Below are 16,381 nucleotides of genomic sequence, written 5' to 3'. Positions count from 1 at the left end.
TCAGTCACAGGAAAACATCGTGAACAAGGCATTTTTCGCAGCATTGGCATTGAGCAGTGCAATCGCATCAACGGGTTTGCACGCGGAAACCATCAAGCCCGTCAAGGTTTCGAAAGCCGAACTCGCGGGCGCGATATTCAACCGGAACGACGCGGTCAAGAAGGACGAAAACGGTCAGCGAAGTACTGACGTGGTCACCTTCACGTCTCCAGATAACGCCTATCAGACGGGCGTCTATAAATCGGGTCCGTTGCACGAGGACATCAAAGGTCCGCAAGGTCTGCCTTATACGGAGTTCCTCTATTTTCTTTCGGGCAATGTGAAGCTGACGTCGTCGGACGGTTCGGTGATGGTCGTGAATACGGGCGAAGCCGTCACGCTGCCGAAAGGATGGACGGGGCAGTTCGACACGCAGGGCTACACCAAGCTCTACGTCACCTACGATGCGGACGAAGCGAAGAAGTAGTAAGACGGTCCGAACGGCTGAACGCGTTTCCCGGACCGCAATTCACGACGTTTTTGTATCCCAATGTATCTGCCCCGCCGCCTGATACATAACGACTCATTGGCGGACAATGCGGACAAACCGCAGATACGTCCGACATGTTTAATACCTCCATGCCAGCTGTTCTGGCGTTGCGAACGGGAAGCGCGAACAGGCGTTCGCGTGAAACGCACTGAGCCGACGCTCGCGCTGTGCGCGTTCCGCGTGCTGTCGAATCAACAGGCTGCGCATCTGAGAAGAGCGCGCAGATGTCATCCAAGCAACCGTACCTGAGGAAAAAAACATGTCGGATCAGATCAACACTCGGCGCCGTCGTCTGCTCGGGACGACCGTTGCAGGCATCGGCCTGATGGAACTGGGCCTGAGCGGGTTCGCCAATGCGCAGACCAGCGTCAAGACGGGCGCACGTGCCGCTTCGTTCGATACGATCAAACAGATCAATGCGGGCACGCTGAACATCGGCTACGCGGAAGCGGGCCCGCAGAACGGCCCGGTTGTGATTCTGCTGCACGGCTGGCCGTACGACATCTACAGCTTTGCCGAGGTTACGCCGCTGCTGGTTGCCGCCGGTTATCGGGTGATCGTGCCGTATCTGCGCGGTTATGGCAGCACGCGCTTCCTGTCCGCGGATACGCCGCGCAACGGCCAGCAAGCCGTGATCGCCGTCGACATCATCGCGCTGATGGACGCGCTGAAAATCGATAAGGCCGTGCTGGGCGGGTTCGACTGGGGCGCGCGCACGGTGGACATCATCGCCGCGTTGTGGCCGGAGCGTGTCAAGGCGCTGGTGTCGGTGAGCGGCTATCTGATCGGCAGCCAGCAGGCGAACCGCGCGCCGCTGCCGCCGAAAGCGGAGTTCGCCTGGTGGTATCAGTTCTACTTCGCAACCGAGCGCGGCTATGCGGGCTACGACGCCAATCGCCACGACTTCAACAAGCTGATCTGGCAACTCGCCTCGCCGAAGTGGAATTTCGACGACGCGACCTTCGATCGCACGGCCGAGTCGTTCGCTAACCCGGACCACGTTGCCATCGTGATCGACAACTATCGCTGGCGTCTCGGGCTGTCGCGCGGCGAGGCGAAATACGACGAACTCGAAAAGCGCCTCGCGGCAGCGCCGACCATCTCGGTGCCGACCATCACGATGGAAGGCGACTCGAACGGTGCGCCGCATCCGGACCCGTCTGCGTACGCGAAGAAGTTCACCGGCAAGTACGCGCACCGGAACATCGGCGGCGGCGTCGGACACAACCTGCCGCAGGAAGCGCCGAAGGCATTCGCCGACGCGATCATCGACGTGGCGCGTTTCTGAACGGACGACCGAGGAGCCATCCAATGCGAGCCATTCGGACCGCGTATGTTGTCCTCAGCACGGCGCTGCTGCTCGGCGCCGTGTCGGCGGATCAGGCAATTGCCGAATCCGCCAAGCCTGCCGCTGCAACGAAAGCGGCATCGCCGATTTACGGTGTCACGATTCCTGACGGATACCGCAAGTGGCAGATGATCGCGCCCGCCGAGGAAGCCGCGCCGCTCGACGAGCTGCGCGTCGTGCTGGGCAATCCCGCGGCGATCAAGGCGATCGAAAGCTCGACGCTGCCGTACCCGGACGGCACGATTCTCGTAAAGCTCGCGTACAAGCGCAAGCAGTCGCCCGATTTCGAATCCGCGACGGTGCCGGGGCAGGCGACGACGGTGCAGGTGATGGTGAAAGACTCGCGGCGCTATGCATCGACGGGCGGTTGGGGGTTCGGGCGCTTCATCAACGGACAACCCGCTGACCTCGCGCAGCACCAGACGTGTTTCGCCTGTCACGCGGCACGGGTGAAGGACCGCGACTACGTCTTCACGCGGTACGCGCCGTAAGCGCGGGCGGGGATTTCCAGGTAGTGGGATTCCGACGTGCCTAAAGGCTGTGTGGGATAATCGCGGTTTGCCCAGGGCGCGACTCACGAGGTTGTTCGCACGGGCGCTCAAGGGGCCTTTATTCCCGTGGCCCGCTTTCTCTCCGCGATAACTCTCCCACAACCACGATGCCCGCATACCGTTCCAAAACCTCCACCGCCGGCCGCAACATGGCTGGGGCGCGCTCGCTGTGGCGCGCCACCGGCATGAAAGACGAAGACTTCTCGAAGCCGATCATCGCGGTGGTCAATTCGTTCACCCAGTTCGTGCCCGGACACGTGCACCTGAAAGACCTGGGCCAACTCGTCGCGCGTGAAATCGAAGCGGCGGGCGGCGTAGCCAAGGAATTCAACACCATCGCCGTCGACGACGGCATTGCGATGGGCCATGACGGCATGCTGTATTCGCTGCCGAGCCGCGACATCATCGCGGACTCCGTCGAATACATGGTCAATGCGCACTGCGCCGACGCGATGGTGTGCATCTCCAACTGCGACAAGATCACCCCCGGCATGCTGATGGCCGCGATGCGCCTCAACATTCCCGTGATCTTCGTGTCCGGCGGCCCGATGGAAGCCGGCAAGACGCGTCTCGCGAACCCGAAGACGGGCACCATCGAGTTCAAGAAGCTCGACCTCGTGGACGCGATGGTGATCGCTGCCGACCAGTCATACTCCGACGCCGACGTCGCCGAAGTGGAGCGCTCTGCGTGCCCGACCTGCGGTTCGTGCTCGGGCATGTTCACGGCCAACTCGATGAACTGCCTGACGGAAGCGCTGGGTCTTTCGCTGCCTGGCAACGGCACGGTGGTCGCGACGCACGCGGACCGTGAGCAACTGTTCAAGCGCGCGGGGCGCCGTGTCGTCGAACTGGCGCGCCAGTACTACGAGAACGAAGACGAGCGCATCCTGCCGCGTTCGGTCGGCTTCAAGGCGTTCGAAAACGCGATGACGCTCGATATCGCGATGGGCGGCTCGACCAACACGATCCTGCACCTGCTCGCCATCGCGCGGGAAGCGGAAATCGACTTCACGATGACGGATATCGACCGTCTGTCGCGCATCGTGCCGCAGCTGTGCAAGGTCGCGCCCAACACGAACAAGTACCACATCGAAGACGTGCATCGCGCGGGCGGCATCATGGCCATCCTCGGCGAGCTGGACCGCGCGGGCAAGCTGCACACCGACGTCCCGACCGTGCACACGGCGACGCTCAAGGACGCGCTGGCCCAGTGGGACATCGCCCTCACCGACGACGAAGCCGTCAAGACGTTCTACATGGCAGGCCCCGCCGGCATTCCGACGCAGGTCGCGTTCAGCCAGAGCACGCGCTGGCCGAGTCTGGATCTGGACCGCGCGGAAGGCTGCATTCGTTCGTACGAGCACGCGTTCTCGAAGGAAGGCGGTCTTGCGGTGCTGACGGGCAACATCGCGCTCGACGGTTGCGTGGTGAAGACGGCGGGCGTCGACGAAAGCATTCTGGTGTTCGAAGGCTCGGCGCATGTGACGGAGTCGCAGGATGAAGCAGTGGAGAACATCCTCAACGACAAGGTCAAGGCGGGCGATATCGTGATCGTGCGTTACGAAGGGCCCAAGGGTGGTCCCGGCATGCAGGAGATGCTGTACCCGACGAGTTACATCAAGTCGAAAGGCCTCGGCAAGGCGTGCGCGCTACTGACGGACGGGCGCTTCTCGGGCGGTACATCGGGTCTGTCGATTGGCCACTGCTCGCCGGAAGCGGCGGCGGGTGGTGCGATCGGGCTCGTGCGCGACGGCGACCGTATTCGCATCGACATTCCGAACCGTACGATCGACGTGCTGCTGTCCGACGAGGAACTCGCGCGTCGCCGTGAGGAGCAGAACGCGAAGGGTTGGAAGCCGGCTAAGCCGCGTCCGCGCAAGGTGTCGGGCGCGCTGAAGGCTTATGCGAAGCTGGTGATGTCGGCGGATAAGGGCGCGGTGCGGGATTTGTCGTTGCTCGACGATTGATCCTGTTTGGATGCCGGTTTGGTGTTTTTGACTTTTTGCTGGCATCCGCGATTTGTTATCTAGCTTCATGCGTTGCCCCTGTGCGGGGCGGCACCTACTTTTCTTTGCCGCCGCAAAGAAAAGTAGGCAAAAGAAAGCGGCTCACACCGCCAACTCTTCTCCCTGCCTGAGGGCCCCCAACCGGTCCCACGCTTCACACGGCAGTGCCCTGGTTGGTGCTCGTTGCCAACGCTTCGAATGAACGCCTCACCCGCTTCGAATACCCGTACCCGGGCAAGCGGCAGCGAATGGTATGTGCCGCCCAGGTGGCAAACTGTGTGTAGGTTGTCGCGTCGTATAGCTTGGCGCTCTTACATGGTGGAACACGTCTGCTATCGGTCCGGAGTGAGGCGTGCGGGTCACTACGACCTACACACAGTTTGCCACCTGGGCGGCGGTGGATATCCGGCACGGCGTGCGGCGACGCGGGCGCGCGAAGCGGGTGAGGCGCACGGCAAGAGCGCTGGCAACGAACGTGGGTCACGTGATTGCCGTGTGAAGCGTAAGACCGGTTGGGGGCCCTCAGGCAAACACAAGAATTAGCGGTGTGAGCCGCTTTCTTTTGCCTACTTTTCTTTGCGGCGGCAAAGAAAAGTAGGTGCCGCCCCGCACAGGGGCGACGCTTGAATGGCAAACACCGTAGCGCGGATGCCAGCGAAAAGACCGGCAAGCAACCCAGCGTCGCGGACAACCCAAAGTAGGTGCCGCCCTGCACAGGGCAACGCTAGCAAACCAAAAGCAAACCGCGGATGCCAACCGCAAACCCAACCCCAAACCCGCGATAGCATCCGCGCGGGGCGAAACCGCAAACCTTTTAGAGCCCGGCTCTCCGATAATCCTCGATCAATTCGCCGACGCGTCGATGCGGCCGAACACGCCCGTGGTCTTGCTCGGCCCCGCCGCATAGAACAGCGTGTTCTTCGGCTGGTTGTCGACGTCGTTGCCGAAGCTGATGCCCCACAGCCCATGTTGCGTGAACGGCTGGCCGTCGTGCAGCGTGAGCTTGCCGAGATCCTTCGCGCTGTTCGGATCGAATGCTTCGATCGTGCCGTCGCCGAAGTTGCCGACCAGCAAATCGTTGCTCAACGTGCCAAAGTTCGCGGGTGCCTGCGCGAGTCCCCACGGCGCATTCAGCACACCGCCCATGCCGGCGAACTGCTTGACGAAGTGGCCGCTGAGATCGAACTCGTCGAGCACGCCCAGTCCGGCTCCGACGACCTGCGCGTTGGCCGTCGCGTTCTGCTTCGCGTAGGTGACGAAGATGTTGTTGCCGATCGCCTGGATGCCGAACGGTGCGAAGCCTGCCGGTAGCGTCGGGTCCTTGAACTGTCCGTCGAGCTGGATCTTCGTGAACGCGGTATTGAACACGTCGATCTTTCCGTTGTGAAAGTCCGCCGCGTACAGCAGGTTCTGGCCGTTCACGGCGGCTGCCGTCAAACCTTTGTAGTTGGCGCCTGCGCTCCCGTCATCGAATGCGGTGACGGCCTGGGTCGGCAGAACTTTCGGCGACCACGCGGCGATCGTGCCTGCGTCGGTGGCCCAGACGAAGACAGCGGTGCTGCTGTTGCCGCCGCTGCTGATGGTGAAATCCGTAGTGGAATTGAAGATGATGCCCGTCGGTCCGGCGGGGCCGTTCTTGCCATCGGGAATCGTCACGACGAGCGATTGCACGACGCCATTGCCGTCGTAAAGCGTCGACTTGTGAGTCGTATTGTCCGACACCCAGAAGGTGCCCTTCGGATTGAACGCCACGCCCCAGCCGTTCTGCAAGTTCGGATCGGTATGCGCGGCGGCGGTGCTGCCGTCGGAAACCAGTGCAGTCGACGTGAACGGGCTGGGGGGCGGCGCGGGCGGCGCCGGCGAATCGTTTCCGCCGCCGCATGCCGCGAGGCCGGCTGCCAGAACGCCGGCGAGTGAAATTGCGAATAATGGTCTATAGGTCTTCATCATCGACTTCCTCATTCGTTGTGACGCATATAGATAGGATCGCTAATAAATAGAACTGAGAGGTTCTCGGGCGATTCAAACGGTCCGTTTGAGATAGGACCTCTCTCCATAACAACTGTCGCGGGCCGCCTATTCCAACGTTTTTTGCTTATCGCGTTCGAGCGTTGCATCCAGTTCGCGCCTTCGCATGTGGCAATGCGACTTCGCAGCGCGTGCTGAAATGCGAAGCGCCCGGTGCTATTCATCAGATCATCGAAATTTCTGACGCGTTGAGGGAATAAGCGAAATTCGTCAGGCGTTCTTCGAAATACAACCGCCAACGAAACATGGAAGGACGTTATGAATTCATTAGCCGAACCCGTCATGATCCGCGCCGCGCGTTCGCTGGGTGCAATGGAAAAATTCTTTTATCTGTTGAATCAGAGTCATCCAAACCATTTCGCCATGGTTGGCGAGGTGTCGGGACCTACGCGCGTTGATCAGTGGCAGGACGCGCTCGATCTGGTCGCGCACCATTCGCCGCTCGTGTGGTCGCGCGTCGAACGGGGCAACAACGGCGCGCCCGCATTCGTGCCCGTTCCGCATGGTTCGGTCCCGATGAAAGTGGCGCGGGTTGGTTCGACGAACTGGACGGATGAAGTCGCCGCGCAAATCGCGCAACCCTTTGATGAGCTGCATCCGCCTCTGCTGCGCGCGACGCTGCTGCATGGCGAAGCACGGTCGGTCATCGTGCTCGTCGTGCATCATTCGATCGGCGACGGGTTGTCGCTGACGTCGTTGCTCGGCGATCTGCTGCGCGCGGTGGCGGGCGAAAATCTGATGCGCAGCGGCGAGACGAGGGCGCTAGAGCGGTTGATCGAACTGAAGCATGGCGCGCCGAAGCTTCCTTCGAGCGCGCCGGTGCCGTCGGATGAGCCCATGCGTGCGCCGCTGGAGATGCGGCGGCCGGACGGTTCGGCGCCGCATGTCGAGGCGCTGCGTCTGACGTCCACGATGACGCGCGCGCTGCGCGAGCGTTCAAGGGCCGAGCGTACCTCGGTTCAGTCGGCGTTGATCGCGGCGTTCACGCGGGCAATGTGCTTTCTGAATGCCGATGCGCAGAAGGAACCGCGCGTACTATCGCCCATCGATTTGCGGCGTCGATTGCTCGACGGCAGCGATCATCTTGCGATGTGTGCGAGCGGCGTCGTTCACGCCGACGACGGTCCGCGCGACGCGGGCCTGTGGAGCCGCGCGCGCCACGCCGGACAGGCGTTCGCTGATATCGAGTCGACGGAGGTACTGGCGGAGCGCGTGCTGACGGCACACGCGCTGCTCGACACCGTGAATGGAACGGCCGACGCGAAAGCCGTTTTCGCGCAGGCATTCGCGAACGATGCAGTGGTCACGAATCTGGGCGTCGTGAATCTGCCGAAGCGGTTCGGCCCGCTCACGCTCGACGCGGTCTGGGGCCCGTCGGTTTCGGTGGGTGTCGTCGATGAACAGGTGATCGGCGCGGCGACGTTCGACGGGCAACTGCATCTGGTGCATACGAGTTATACGCCCGTGCTGGGGCTGCTCGACCAGATGATGGTGGAGATCACGGCGGCGCTAGCGGACGAAAACGCGGACGAAAACGCGGACGAAAGTGAGGACGAAAGCGCGGAAGCAGGCGCGGACACCAGCGAATAGCCGTTTTCGACGTGAAGGGGAAGGGCGGCGAACTCAATCGTCGCAGCGCACGTCCTTCTTCTGAACGACGATAATCACGGGATACGTCTGGCCATGTTCGAGTTCGATGCGCGCGACGACCGACATCGTCGCGCTGTCGATCTCGTCGTACACGCTCACCTTCTCTTTGCGAAGGTTCTCGACGCCGACGCAGCCGGTTGCGCGCCCTTCGTCGCTCACGCGGCATTGGATCGGGTGTTCGGAAATATAGCGATAGCGGTCGCGGTCGGGTGTCGCGAGGTATTCGCGCATGCTGTCAGCCGCTCCGCCGACGCCCGTCACATAGCCAATCGCGCAACTGAGGTTACCGTTCGCGCCGGAGTCCGCGGCAATCGCAGCCGTGCTCGCGACGGCGATTGCCGCCGCGAGTGTCGATGCAGGAAGGAATTTCATCGCGCAGTGTGCCTCGCAGTTTGCCTGTTACGATCGAAGTGCTGGATTGTAACGGCAACGCGCGAAACGGGTGGCGCTACGCGAGGTTCGGCGGCGCGGCCTTCAGCACGTCCACATGCTTTGGAATCAGCCCAAGCTCGAGGAACGTATCCGCAATCTGCTGCTGTTCGGCGAGGATCGCGCGCGTGATGGGCTGGGTGCCGAACTGCTGGCGCGCCACGACCACATCGACGACGGGTTTCGGCAAGCCCCACAACTGCGCGAGTTCGCTCGCCAGTTGATCCTTGTTCTGCCGGCCCCACTCATCGACCTTTCCGATTTCCTCGATCACGATGCGAATCACGTCGGCATTTTTCGCCGCATACGTCTGCGACGAAAAGTAGTAGGCGCGATTGCCGACCACGCCGCTCGCATCCGCAATCACGCGAGCGCCGAGCGATTTCTCCGCTGCGGCGAAGAACGGGTCCCAGATGACCCACGCGTCGATGGAGGCACGCTCGAACGCGGCGCGCGCATCGGCGGGGGCGAGGAACACGAGGTTCACGTCGGCATATTGCAGGCCGTGCTGGCGCAGCAGCTTCACCAGAAAGTAGTGGACGTTGCTGCCTTTGTTGAGCGCGATCCGCTTTCCCTTCAGGTCGGCGACCGTGTGGATGGGCGAATTCGGCGGTACGAGCACGGCTTCGGATTGCGGCCGCGTCACCGTCGCCGCCACGTACGCGAGCGGCGCGCCCGCGGCCTGCGCGAAGATCGGTGGCGCTTCGCCGACGTCGCCGAAATCGATCGAACCGACGTTCAGCGCTTCCAGTTGCACGGGGCCCGCGGAGAACTCGGTCCAGCTCACGGATACATTGAGCGGCGCGAGCCGCTTTTCGAGCGTGCCGCGTCCCTTCAGCAGATTCAGATAACCCTTCTGATTGCCGATGCGCAGCGTGCGCGGTGAACCTTGCGCGAAGGCGGCAGGCACGGCCGCTGCCGCAGCGGCGGCGAGCGACTGTTTCAGGAACGAGCGTCGGTTAGTCATAGACATGGCGAGTGCGCGCGCTTAGTGCTGCGGTGCGCCGTCCCATGCGGGCAGCGTTGCGCCGTGATAGACGGTCAGGATCGATGAAGCGACATTGACCTGCTGATAGCTGTCGACCAGCGTCTTCACCCAGGCCGCCTTCGCATCCTTCGCATTGACCGCGATGAAGTTGCGATACGGATTGCCCGGCACCTTTTCTTGCGCGATGCGTTCCTGCGGAATCTGGATGCCCGCCTTGATCGCCCAGTCGGTGTTGACGACGGCTGCGTCCACATCGGTGATCGCGCGGCCCACGATGCCCGCGTCGAGTTCCTTGATCTGGATATGCTTCGGATTGTCCGCGATGTCGCGAGCCGTCGGCAGCAGGCCCACGTCGGGACGCAGCTTGATGAGCCCGTTGGCCTGCAACAGCAGCAGCGCGCGGCCTTCGTTGCTCGGGTCGTTCGGCACGCCGATGGTCGCGTTTTGCGGCAGCGCTGCGACCGACTTCACCTTGCGCGAGTAGAGGCCGATCGGCTGCACATAGGTAAAGCCGACAGGCACGATGTCATAGTGGCGCGCGGCGATTTGCGCATCGAGATACGGCTTGTGCTGGAACGAGTTGGCATCGAGGTCGTGTTGCGCGAGCGCCTCATTGGGTTGCGTGTAGTCGGAGAACGTCGTGATCTTGACCTTGATGCCGTGCTTCGCCGCGTTGGCCGCGACGGCGCGCCACACGTCTTCGTCTTCGCCGGACATGATGCCGACGCGCACCGTCTGGTCCGCGGCGAGTGCCGCTTGTACGCTCACAATCCCGCATGTCAGCAGAACGGAGAAGAGTGCGGCTTTGAGCGTCTTGGTTGTTTTCATGATTCAGAAGTCATCGGTTGAAGATGCCGAGATCGTAGAGAGCCGCTCGTGGCCGCGCAAATAATATCGAGCGCTATCGTTATCGCGTATGAGCGCAAGCGTTTTAAGGCGTTCCAGTAGCGCGTTTCGCCGGGTTTCAGTCCGGAAAACGGTCGGATTGCGGGGTTCCGAAGTAGCTGAGGGCGAGCGCGGCGGCTGCCGTCGTCAGGAAGTCGCGCAGGGCGCGCGACTGCGTGAAGGATGCAAAGCGTAGAAGCTGTGCCATTGATCGCCCTCGGGCCCGGCTGTGATCGAAGCCTTCAATGTAGCGAAGGCCGTCGCGCGAGCGAACCAATCAATGTTCAGAATCAAAGTAGTTTCGGCGCTATGGGTGCCGTTAGCGGTTGCGTGTGCTGCTGGGCATGCGGCGCGCCTTGCGACGCCGCCACCACTGCCAGACGCCCGTCACGGAAAGCTCGAACAGCGCGAGGCCGCCGACGCCCAGAACAGTCATCAGCAGTGGCCCGCCGAGTTCGCCCGTATGCAGCGGATAAATCACCGACACAGCGCGCGCGCCCCCGGATCGAGCTGATCCCAGCGCTGCGCGGCGAGCACGTTGCCCGAGAAGGGATCGTTCTCAGGATTTGCCAACGAATAATGGCGTGCTGGGACGCGGTGCGCGCTCGGAAGAATGAGTAAGCAATCTTCCCGGCGGCGAGTTGACCTAATATTGGGCAACAGTCACGGGAGGGCATGTGATGCCGTCAACGTCCGCCATCGCGTATGTGTTTGTTGCGCTGGTCGCGATGGGTGGCGCTGCGTCGGCGCATGCGGCCAATGCCGCCGCTGCCGCCGCTGCCGACGACACCGCGGCAAGCGAACCCAAAACGCTAAAGGAACGTCTTGGCAACAAGGCAAGCGACGACCAGCGCGTCGACAACTGCAAGGTGCCCGTCGCGGAGCGGGGCAGCAAGTTGCGCCCAGACGACTGCCTGCACAGGCGCAGCGCTGCAAATTAGCGCCGCTGCGTGGGCGGCCGTATCGCGCAACTAGTGCGAAACCTTCGCTGGCCGCTGCCGGAAAAGCGTCCCGCAAACCAGAATGAACAGGACGAGCGCGATCGATGCGCCATAGCGGCTCATCGCGAGACCGCCGTTTGCGATCGGCTTATCGAGGAAATCGCCGACTACGGCGCCGAGCGGGCGCGTCAGGATGAACGCCGCCCAGAAGAGCAAGGTGCGCGGCATCCGGGTCGCGTAGTGCGCGATGACGATCGCCAGCAGCAGGCCGCCGTAAATCAGCGCCGCGCCGGCATAGCCGAGACCTTCGGTGTCGGCTGTCCAGTCGCCGAGCGCGGTGCCGAGCGTCTGCGAGAACATGATCGTCACCCAGTAGAACATTTCTGCCTTCGAGGACGAAACGGTCGTGACGGACACCGACCCCATCGTCCGATACCAGACCAGCAGCGAGGCGAGCAGCAGGCCTAGCAGCAGCGCGCTGCCGCCCGCATAGCCGATGCCCAGCGAGCGGTCGGCAAAATCGGCGAGCGTCGTGCCGACCGTCGTCGTCGCGATGATCGTGATCCAGTACAACACGGGATTGAACCGGTCCGCCTTGATCTGCGCGGTCACGGCGACCAGAAATATGACGCCGAAGATCAGCGTGCTGACGAGATAGCCGAGGCTCATCGACATCGAAGCGGCATCGCCGCCCGTTTCGCCGAGCGTGGTAGCGGCAATCTTGATGATCCAGAACGCGAGCGTGACCTCGGGAACCTTGGCGACGGCGTTATTCAGTTTTTCCATGGCGTCGGGCGTGAAAGTGAGTGAAGGGCGCCGCGTCGAGCGTCGTGTTTCGCTGCAGCGCGGCACAAAGGCCACAGACTAGGGGGCGTCTGCTTAAGAGAGCCTTATTTCCTCTGCTTTCAACCGGGTGGAATCCGCCATGGAACCCGTGAGCGTCAATTCAGGCGGGCCTTGGGCATCGACACGATCACGCGCGCCCACAGCCCGCCTTCGGGATGATTGCCGAGCTTGAGCTTCGCGCCGCAATGCTGCGCGAGCCGGCTGACGATCGCGAGTCCGAGTCCCCAATGTTCGCCGAGTTCCATGTGTGGTTCGTCGGTTGTCTCGTTCGACGTGAAGCGCACGAACGGCTGCGTCGCCGCTGCGAGTTCGCTTTCGCTGATGCCCTTGCCGTGATCGCGCACGCTCAGCATCCACGTGCGCACGCCGCGCGCCGTGCAGATTTCGATGGGCGGCGCGCCGTGCGCGAGCGCATTGCCGACCAGATTGCCGACGAGCCGCTCCAGCGCGTTGCGCGGCAGCTTGAAGTCCGCGCCTGCATTCAGGCGCAGCACGATCTTCGCGTCGTCGAGCGTGGCGCCGTGCACGAAGCGGTCGTGCAGCCATGCATCGACGCACACATGCGCCGCTTGCGTTTCGCTGCGTCCCACGACGTCGACGAACTGACGCGCGACGTTCGAGAACAGGTCGATGTCTTCGATGAACCCCACGCGCCTGTGCCATTGCGCGACGTGCAGCGCACGGGTGCGCAAGCGGGCGACGCGCGCGTCGATCTGCCGCGAGAACGCGGCGAGCGCCGTCGACTGTTCGTCGAGTGCACGGCTGTGGCGGCCCATCAGGTCGTTCAACGCGCGCGCGAGCACGCGCACGTCGCACACGCCGCGATCGGGCGCGCGCAGCGCGGTGCCGCCTGCGTCCGCGTTGCGCGCCATCTGCGCGAGCTCGCACAGGTTGCGCCGCATCTGGCAGAACCAGTAGGCGCACAGCGCGATCAACGCGGCAGGCAGCGACAGGATCAACGGCGCGAAGCGCGGGTCGTAAGCGTAGGAGAAGGGCGCATCGTCCCAGCTATCGGGCGATGCGGTGTCGGCCAGCGCGAACGCGCTCATTGAGGCGGTCAATGAGGTGGGCAACGAGGCGGACATCGGAGCGGCGTTCCACACGGCGGCGCGCAGGCTGGGTGTGACGGACGCGCCGAGATCGACGATGCGCGGACGGATCGACAGCGCGGGGCCGATGCGCGTCGCGTCGCCCGTATCGAGGAAGGTGTCTTCGCGCGCGGCGTACGACGCGCCCGCTTGCGGCGCGCTGGAAGGAAAGCCGTCAGCGGCTAAAGAAACCGACTCGATCAGCCGATAACCGACATGCACGGTAAGCAACATCGCCACCGATAACAGCACCGTTCGTGCGAACAAGGTATTCACGTCTTTCTCTACGTCGATGATTCGCTTAGGTCGCTCCGCCAGGCGCACGCGCGCCTGCGGATTCAAGCGATGATCGCCGCAAGAGGCCGTTTCCAAAACGCGGAACAGCCGTGAAAAGAGGCCTTTCCTTACCAGATGTTGCTGCCGCCGTCACTGACGTGCGGCAACGTTCTACACGCCGCCTGCCTCGGCCATTTCCTTCATCAGCCGGATCACTTCGCCGCGCACCCAGCGGTTCGCCTGGTCCTGCTCGCCGCTGCGATGCCAGTACAGATGCCATTCGAGCTTCGCGAGCGCAAACGGCAGTGCGAGGATGCGCGCGTCGTAGCGTTGCAGCAACTGCACGGGCGCGGTCAGCGCGAGATCGGTGCGCAGCGCGATGAGCGGCGCGACCATGTAGTGCTGCACGCGCATCTGCAACTGGCGGCGCTTGCCGAGCTTGTGCAATTCGGCGTCGACGAGGCCGCTGCCCTGTCGGCGGCTCGACACCTGAATGTGGCCGAGCGCGAGATAGTCGTCCATGGACAGCGTGTCGCCTTCGAACGGATGATCGTGGCGCAGCATGCACGCGTAGCGGTCGCTGCCGAGCGGCATCTGATGCAGTTGCGGATCGTCGATGAGGGGCACGTCGATCGCGAAGTCGATCTTGCCCGTCGCGAGCGCGGCGGCCACTTCGCTGCGCGGGGTGAAATAGCTTTCGATGCGCATGCCGGGTGCCTGCTGCTGCAGCACTTCGCCGAGCGCGGGCAGGAGGATCGCCTCGGTCAAGTCGGGCATGCTGAGACGGAACGTGCGCTCCGACGCGGCGGGCACGAACACGTCGCCTTCCGTTGCGCTCGTTTCCAGCAATTGCAGCGCTTCGCGCACGCGGCCGATGATGTTCTCGGACAGGGGCGTCGGCACCATGCCCGACGGCGTGCTGACGAAGAGGGGATCGTTGAACGCCTTGCGCATACGAGCGAGCGCATTGCTGACGGCGGGCTGCGTGATGAACAGCATGTCGGCCGCGCGCGTCAGGTTGCGTTTGTCGTAGATCGCTTCGAATACGACGAAGAGGTTCAGATCGAGTTTGGGTGGACGCATCGCGGAGTTTCCTTGTCGACGGGAGTTAGCGCTTTAGCGCCTACACCGGCCTCACGCCGAGTCGACATGATAAGCGAGGGCATCGATGCGTTGCGTCCGTGTGTGCATTCAATCGCGCGGCGGCATGGTCAGATACGCGGCGGCGGCTCCCAGCGTCTCCTTGCTTTGTGCGAGTTCCATGCGCGCGATTGCCTGCAGGTGGACTTCATCGGGACCATCCGCGTAACGCAGCGCGCGGCCCCAGGTCCAGTGATCGGCGAGCGGCGTATCGGGGCTCAGGCCCATTGCGCCGAACACCTGCATCGCGCGATCGCAGACGGTGGTGTGCAGTTGCGGAACGATCGCCTTGATCATCGAGATTTCCTTGCGCGCTGCTTTGGCGCCGACTTCGTCGATGAGCCACGCGGTCTTCAGCACGAGCAGCCTTGCCTGATCGATTTCGATGCGGGACTTCGCAATCCATTCGCCGATCGTGCCGTGCTGATGCAGATACTTGCCGAACGTCTTGCGTTCCTGCGACCGCTCGATCATCAGTTCGAGCGCGAGTTCCGCCGCGCCGATCGAGCGCATGCAGTGGTGGATGCGTCCCGGTCCGAGCCGCGCCTGCGCGAGCGCGAAACCGCTACCTTCTTCGCCGAGCAGGTTCGTGGCGGGGACGCGCACGTTTGTGAATGTCATTTCGCAATGGCCTTCCGGTGAGATGTGGTTCATCACGGGAATGTTGCGGATGACTTTCACGCCGGGCGTTTCTGCGGGCACGAGAATCATGCTTTGTTGCTGGTGCGTTTCCGCGTCCGGGTTTGTTTTTCCCATCACGATGAAGATCTTGCAGTTCGGATGCGCGGCGTTCGTGATGAACCATTTGCGGCCGTTGATCACGTAGTCGTCGCCGTCGCGGCGGATCGATGTCGTGATGTTGGTTGCATCTGACGACGGGACGTCGGGTTCGGTCATCGCGAAGGCTGAGCGGATTGTGCCTTCAAGTAGTGGTGTGAGCCATTGCTCCCGTTGCGCGGGTGTCGCGAACATGTGGAGCAGTTCCATGTTGCCTGTGTCGGGTGCGTTGCAGTTGAAGACTTCGGGGGCCCAGGAGATGCGGCCCATGATTTCGGCTAGCGGCGCGTATTCGAGGTTCGTCAGGGCTGTGCCGGGTTCGTCGTTCTTCAGGTGCGGCAGGAACAGGTTCCACAGGCCCTCGGATTTGGCTTTTGCTTTTAGCTCTTCCATGAAGGAGGCGGGGAAGTGGCCCGCATGCACTTCGTCGAGCCACTGGGCGTGGCGGGGCACGATGTGCTCGTCCATGAAGGCGCGTACGCGGTGGCGGAGGGTTTCTACTTTTTGGCTGTAGCCGAAGTTCATGATGTGTTTCCTCTGTTTGGTGCTTGGTGCTTGGTACTTGGTACTTGGTGCGCGAGTGCTGGTGTTGGGTGTTTGCCTTTGTGCTGGCATCCGCGTTATGCCTTCGTAATTCATGGGTCGCGGTTCGGCGTTTTGGCCTTTGCGCTGGCATCCGCGTTTTGTTAGCGTGCTTCAAGCGTCGCCCCTGTGCGGGGCGGCACCTACTTTTCTTTGCCGCCGCAAAGAAAAGTAGGCAAAAGAAAGCGGCTAACACCGCCAACATTTCTTCGTGCCTGAGGGCCCCCGAAGGGTCTTACGCTTCACACGGCAATCACGTGACCCATGTTCGTTGCCAACGCTCTTGCGGTGCGCCTCACCCGCTTCACGCCCCCGCA

General features: G+C 62.7%; 16 protein-coding genes. 6 read left to right on the top strand and 10 right to left on the bottom strand.

What is annotated here, in order from left to right; translation table 11 throughout:
- Nucleotides 1–19 precede the first annotated feature (19 nt).
- The 4 genes from C2L64_RS27935 to ilvD all read left to right on the top strand — a co-directional run bounded on the left by C2L64_RS27935 (nt 20) and on the right by ilvD (nt 4,395).
- Complete coding sequence (locus tag C2L64_RS27935) at nt 20–466, top strand: cupin domain-containing protein (protein ID WP_009769504.1); 447 nt, start codon at nt 20–22, stop codon at nt 464–466.
- A gap of 322 nt (nt 467–788) precedes the next feature.
- Nucleotides 789–1,817 carry an alpha/beta fold hydrolase gene (locus tag C2L64_RS27930; protein ID WP_009769505.1) on the top strand — a complete coding sequence of 343 codons (1,029 nt, stop codon included), beginning with the start codon at nt 789–791 and terminating at the stop codon, nt 1,815–1,817.
- 23 nt (nt 1,818–1,840) lie between these two features.
- Nucleotides 1,841–2,368, top strand: coding sequence for a cytochrome P460 family protein (locus tag C2L64_RS27925; protein WP_009769506.1), 528 nt, complete (start codon nt 1,841–1,843; stop codon nt 2,366–2,368).
- A 167-nt stretch (nt 2,369–2,535) separates the two neighbouring features.
- Nucleotides 2,536–4,395 carry a dihydroxy-acid dehydratase gene (gene ilvD / locus C2L64_RS27920; protein WP_009769507.1) on the top strand — a complete coding sequence of 620 codons (1,860 nt, stop codon included), beginning with the start codon at nt 2,536–2,538 and terminating at the stop codon, nt 4,393–4,395.
- A gap of 882 nt (nt 4,396–5,277) precedes the next feature.
- Here ilvD and C2L64_RS27915 read toward each other — a convergent pair.
- Nucleotides 5,278–6,384, bottom strand: coding sequence for a TIGR03118 family protein (locus C2L64_RS27915; protein WP_051058280.1), 1,107 nt, complete (start codon nt 6,382–6,384; stop codon nt 5,278–5,280).
- Nucleotides 6,385–6,720: 336 nt separating this feature from the next.
- On the opposite strand from C2L64_RS27915, the gene C2L64_RS27910 reads away from it, so the two are divergent.
- Nucleotides 6,721–8,052: a condensation protein gene (locus C2L64_RS27910; protein WP_009770237.1), complete on the top strand. Its 1,332-nt coding sequence runs from the start codon at nt 6,721–6,723 to the stop codon at nt 8,050–8,052.
- A 33-nt stretch (nt 8,053–8,085) separates the two neighbouring features.
- Here the strand turns inward: C2L64_RS27910 and C2L64_RS27905 are convergent, their stop codons facing one another.
- The 5 genes from C2L64_RS27905 to C2L64_RS55040 all read right to left on the bottom strand — a co-directional run bounded on the left by C2L64_RS27905 (nt 8,086) and on the right by C2L64_RS55040 (nt 10,901).
- Nucleotides 8,086–8,484 carry a hypothetical protein gene (locus C2L64_RS27905; RefSeq protein ID WP_009770236.1) on the bottom strand — a complete coding sequence of 133 codons (399 nt, stop codon included), beginning with the start codon at nt 8,482–8,484 and terminating at the stop codon, nt 8,086–8,088.
- A gap of 76 nt (nt 8,485–8,560) precedes the next feature.
- On the bottom strand, nt 8,561–9,514 hold the full coding sequence (locus tag C2L64_RS27900; protein WP_039902162.1) for a sulfonate ABC transporter substrate-binding protein: 954 nt from the start codon (nt 9,512–9,514) through the stop codon (nt 8,561–8,563).
- Between the two features lie 15 nt (nt 9,515–9,529).
- Nucleotides 9,530–10,357, bottom strand: a complete 828-nt coding sequence (locus C2L64_RS27895) for a MetQ/NlpA family lipoprotein (RefSeq protein WP_007745156.1) — start codon at nt 10,355–10,357, stop codon at nt 9,530–9,532.
- A 136-nt stretch (nt 10,358–10,493) separates the two neighbouring features.
- Entirely contained in the window at nt 10,494–10,622 is a 129-nt protein-coding gene (locus C2L64_RS55890) for a hypothetical protein (protein WP_007745158.1), read from the bottom strand.
- Nucleotides 10,623–10,733: 111 nt separating this feature from the next.
- A complete protein-coding gene (locus C2L64_RS55040) occupies nt 10,734–10,901 on the bottom strand; it encodes a PepSY domain-containing protein (RefSeq protein WP_009770234.1) in 168 nt (55 codons plus the stop codon).
- A 193-nt stretch (nt 10,902–11,094) separates the two neighbouring features.
- Between C2L64_RS55040 and C2L64_RS27885 the strand changes: the two genes are divergently transcribed.
- Nucleotides 11,095–11,355, top strand: coding sequence for a hypothetical protein (locus C2L64_RS27885; protein WP_009770233.1), 261 nt, complete (start codon nt 11,095–11,097; stop codon nt 11,353–11,355).
- Between the two features lie 30 nt (nt 11,356–11,385).
- On the opposite strand, the gene C2L64_RS27880 is transcribed toward C2L64_RS27885, so the two are convergent.
- The 4 genes from C2L64_RS27880 to C2L64_RS27865 form a co-directional block, all read right to left on the bottom strand.
- Nucleotides 11,386–12,141 carry a COG4705 family protein gene (locus tag C2L64_RS27880; RefSeq protein ID WP_009770232.1) on the bottom strand — a complete coding sequence of 252 codons (756 nt, stop codon included), beginning with the start codon at nt 12,139–12,141 and terminating at the stop codon, nt 11,386–11,388.
- A gap of 155 nt (nt 12,142–12,296) precedes the next feature.
- Nucleotides 12,297–13,565: an ATP-binding protein gene (locus C2L64_RS27875; protein ID WP_238554849.1), complete on the bottom strand. Its 1,269-nt coding sequence runs from the start codon at nt 13,563–13,565 to the stop codon at nt 12,297–12,299.
- Between the two features lie 171 nt (nt 13,566–13,736).
- On the bottom strand, nt 13,737–14,648 hold the full coding sequence (locus tag C2L64_RS27870) for a LysR family transcriptional regulator (RefSeq protein WP_009770230.1): 912 nt from the start codon (nt 14,646–14,648) through the stop codon (nt 13,737–13,739).
- A gap of 108 nt (nt 14,649–14,756) precedes the next feature.
- Nucleotides 14,757–16,007 (bottom strand): acyl-CoA dehydrogenase family protein, encoded by a 1,251-nt coding sequence (locus C2L64_RS27865; protein WP_009770229.1) that lies wholly within the window; start codon nt 16,005–16,007, stop codon nt 14,757–14,759.
- Between the last annotated feature and the right edge of the window lie 374 nt (nt 16,008–16,381).

The sequence above is a fragment of the Paraburkholderia hospita genome, assembly GCF_002902965.1.
Taxonomy (GTDB): Bacteria; Pseudomonadota; Gammaproteobacteria; order Burkholderiales; family Burkholderiaceae; genus Paraburkholderia; species Paraburkholderia hospita.
This window is presented reverse-complemented; position numbering and strand designations above follow the sequence as displayed.

Excerpts from the sequence above, each read along its gene's own strand:
- C2L64_RS27930 (WP_009769505.1), top strand. The coding sequence starts at position 789 with ATGTCGGATCAGATCAACACTCGGCGCCGTCGTCTGCTCGGGACGACC.
- C2L64_RS27925 (WP_009769506.1), top strand. The coding sequence starts at position 1,841 with ATGCGAGCCATTCGGACCGCGTATGTTGTCCTCAGCACGGCGCTGCTG.
- ilvD (WP_009769507.1), top strand. The coding sequence starts at position 2,536 with ATGCCCGCATACCGTTCCAAAACCTCCACCGCCGGCCGCAACATGGCT.
- C2L64_RS27915 (WP_051058280.1), bottom strand. The coding sequence starts at position 6,384 with ATGATGAAGACCTATAGACCATTATTCGCAATTTCACTCGCCGGCGTT.
- C2L64_RS27910 (WP_009770237.1), top strand. The coding sequence starts at position 6,721 with ATGAATTCATTAGCCGAACCCGTCATGATCCGCGCCGCGCGTTCGCTG.
- C2L64_RS27905 (WP_009770236.1), bottom strand. The coding sequence starts at position 8,484 with ATGAAATTCCTTCCTGCATCGACACTCGCGGCGGCAATCGCCGTCGCG.
- C2L64_RS27900 (WP_039902162.1), bottom strand. The coding sequence starts at position 9,514 with ATGTCTATGACTAACCGACGCTCGTTCCTGAAACAGTCGCTCGCCGCC.
- C2L64_RS27895 (WP_007745156.1), bottom strand. The coding sequence starts at position 10,357 with ATGAAAACAACCAAGACGCTCAAAGCCGCACTCTTCTCCGTTCTGCTG.
- C2L64_RS55890 (WP_007745158.1), bottom strand. The coding sequence starts at position 10,622 with ATGGCACAGCTTCTACGCTTTGCATCCTTCACGCAGTCGCGCGCCCTG.
- C2L64_RS27885 (WP_009770233.1), top strand. The coding sequence starts at position 11,095 with ATGCCGTCAACGTCCGCCATCGCGTATGTGTTTGTTGCGCTGGTCGCG.
- C2L64_RS27880 (WP_009770232.1), bottom strand. The coding sequence starts at position 12,141 with ATGGAAAAACTGAATAACGCCGTCGCCAAGGTTCCCGAGGTCACGCTC.
- C2L64_RS27870 (WP_009770230.1), bottom strand. The coding sequence starts at position 14,648 with ATGCGTCCACCCAAACTCGATCTGAACCTCTTCGTCGTATTCGAAGCG.
- C2L64_RS27865 (WP_009770229.1), bottom strand. The coding sequence starts at position 16,007 with ATGAACTTCGGCTACAGCCAAAAAGTAGAAACCCTCCGCCACCGCGTA.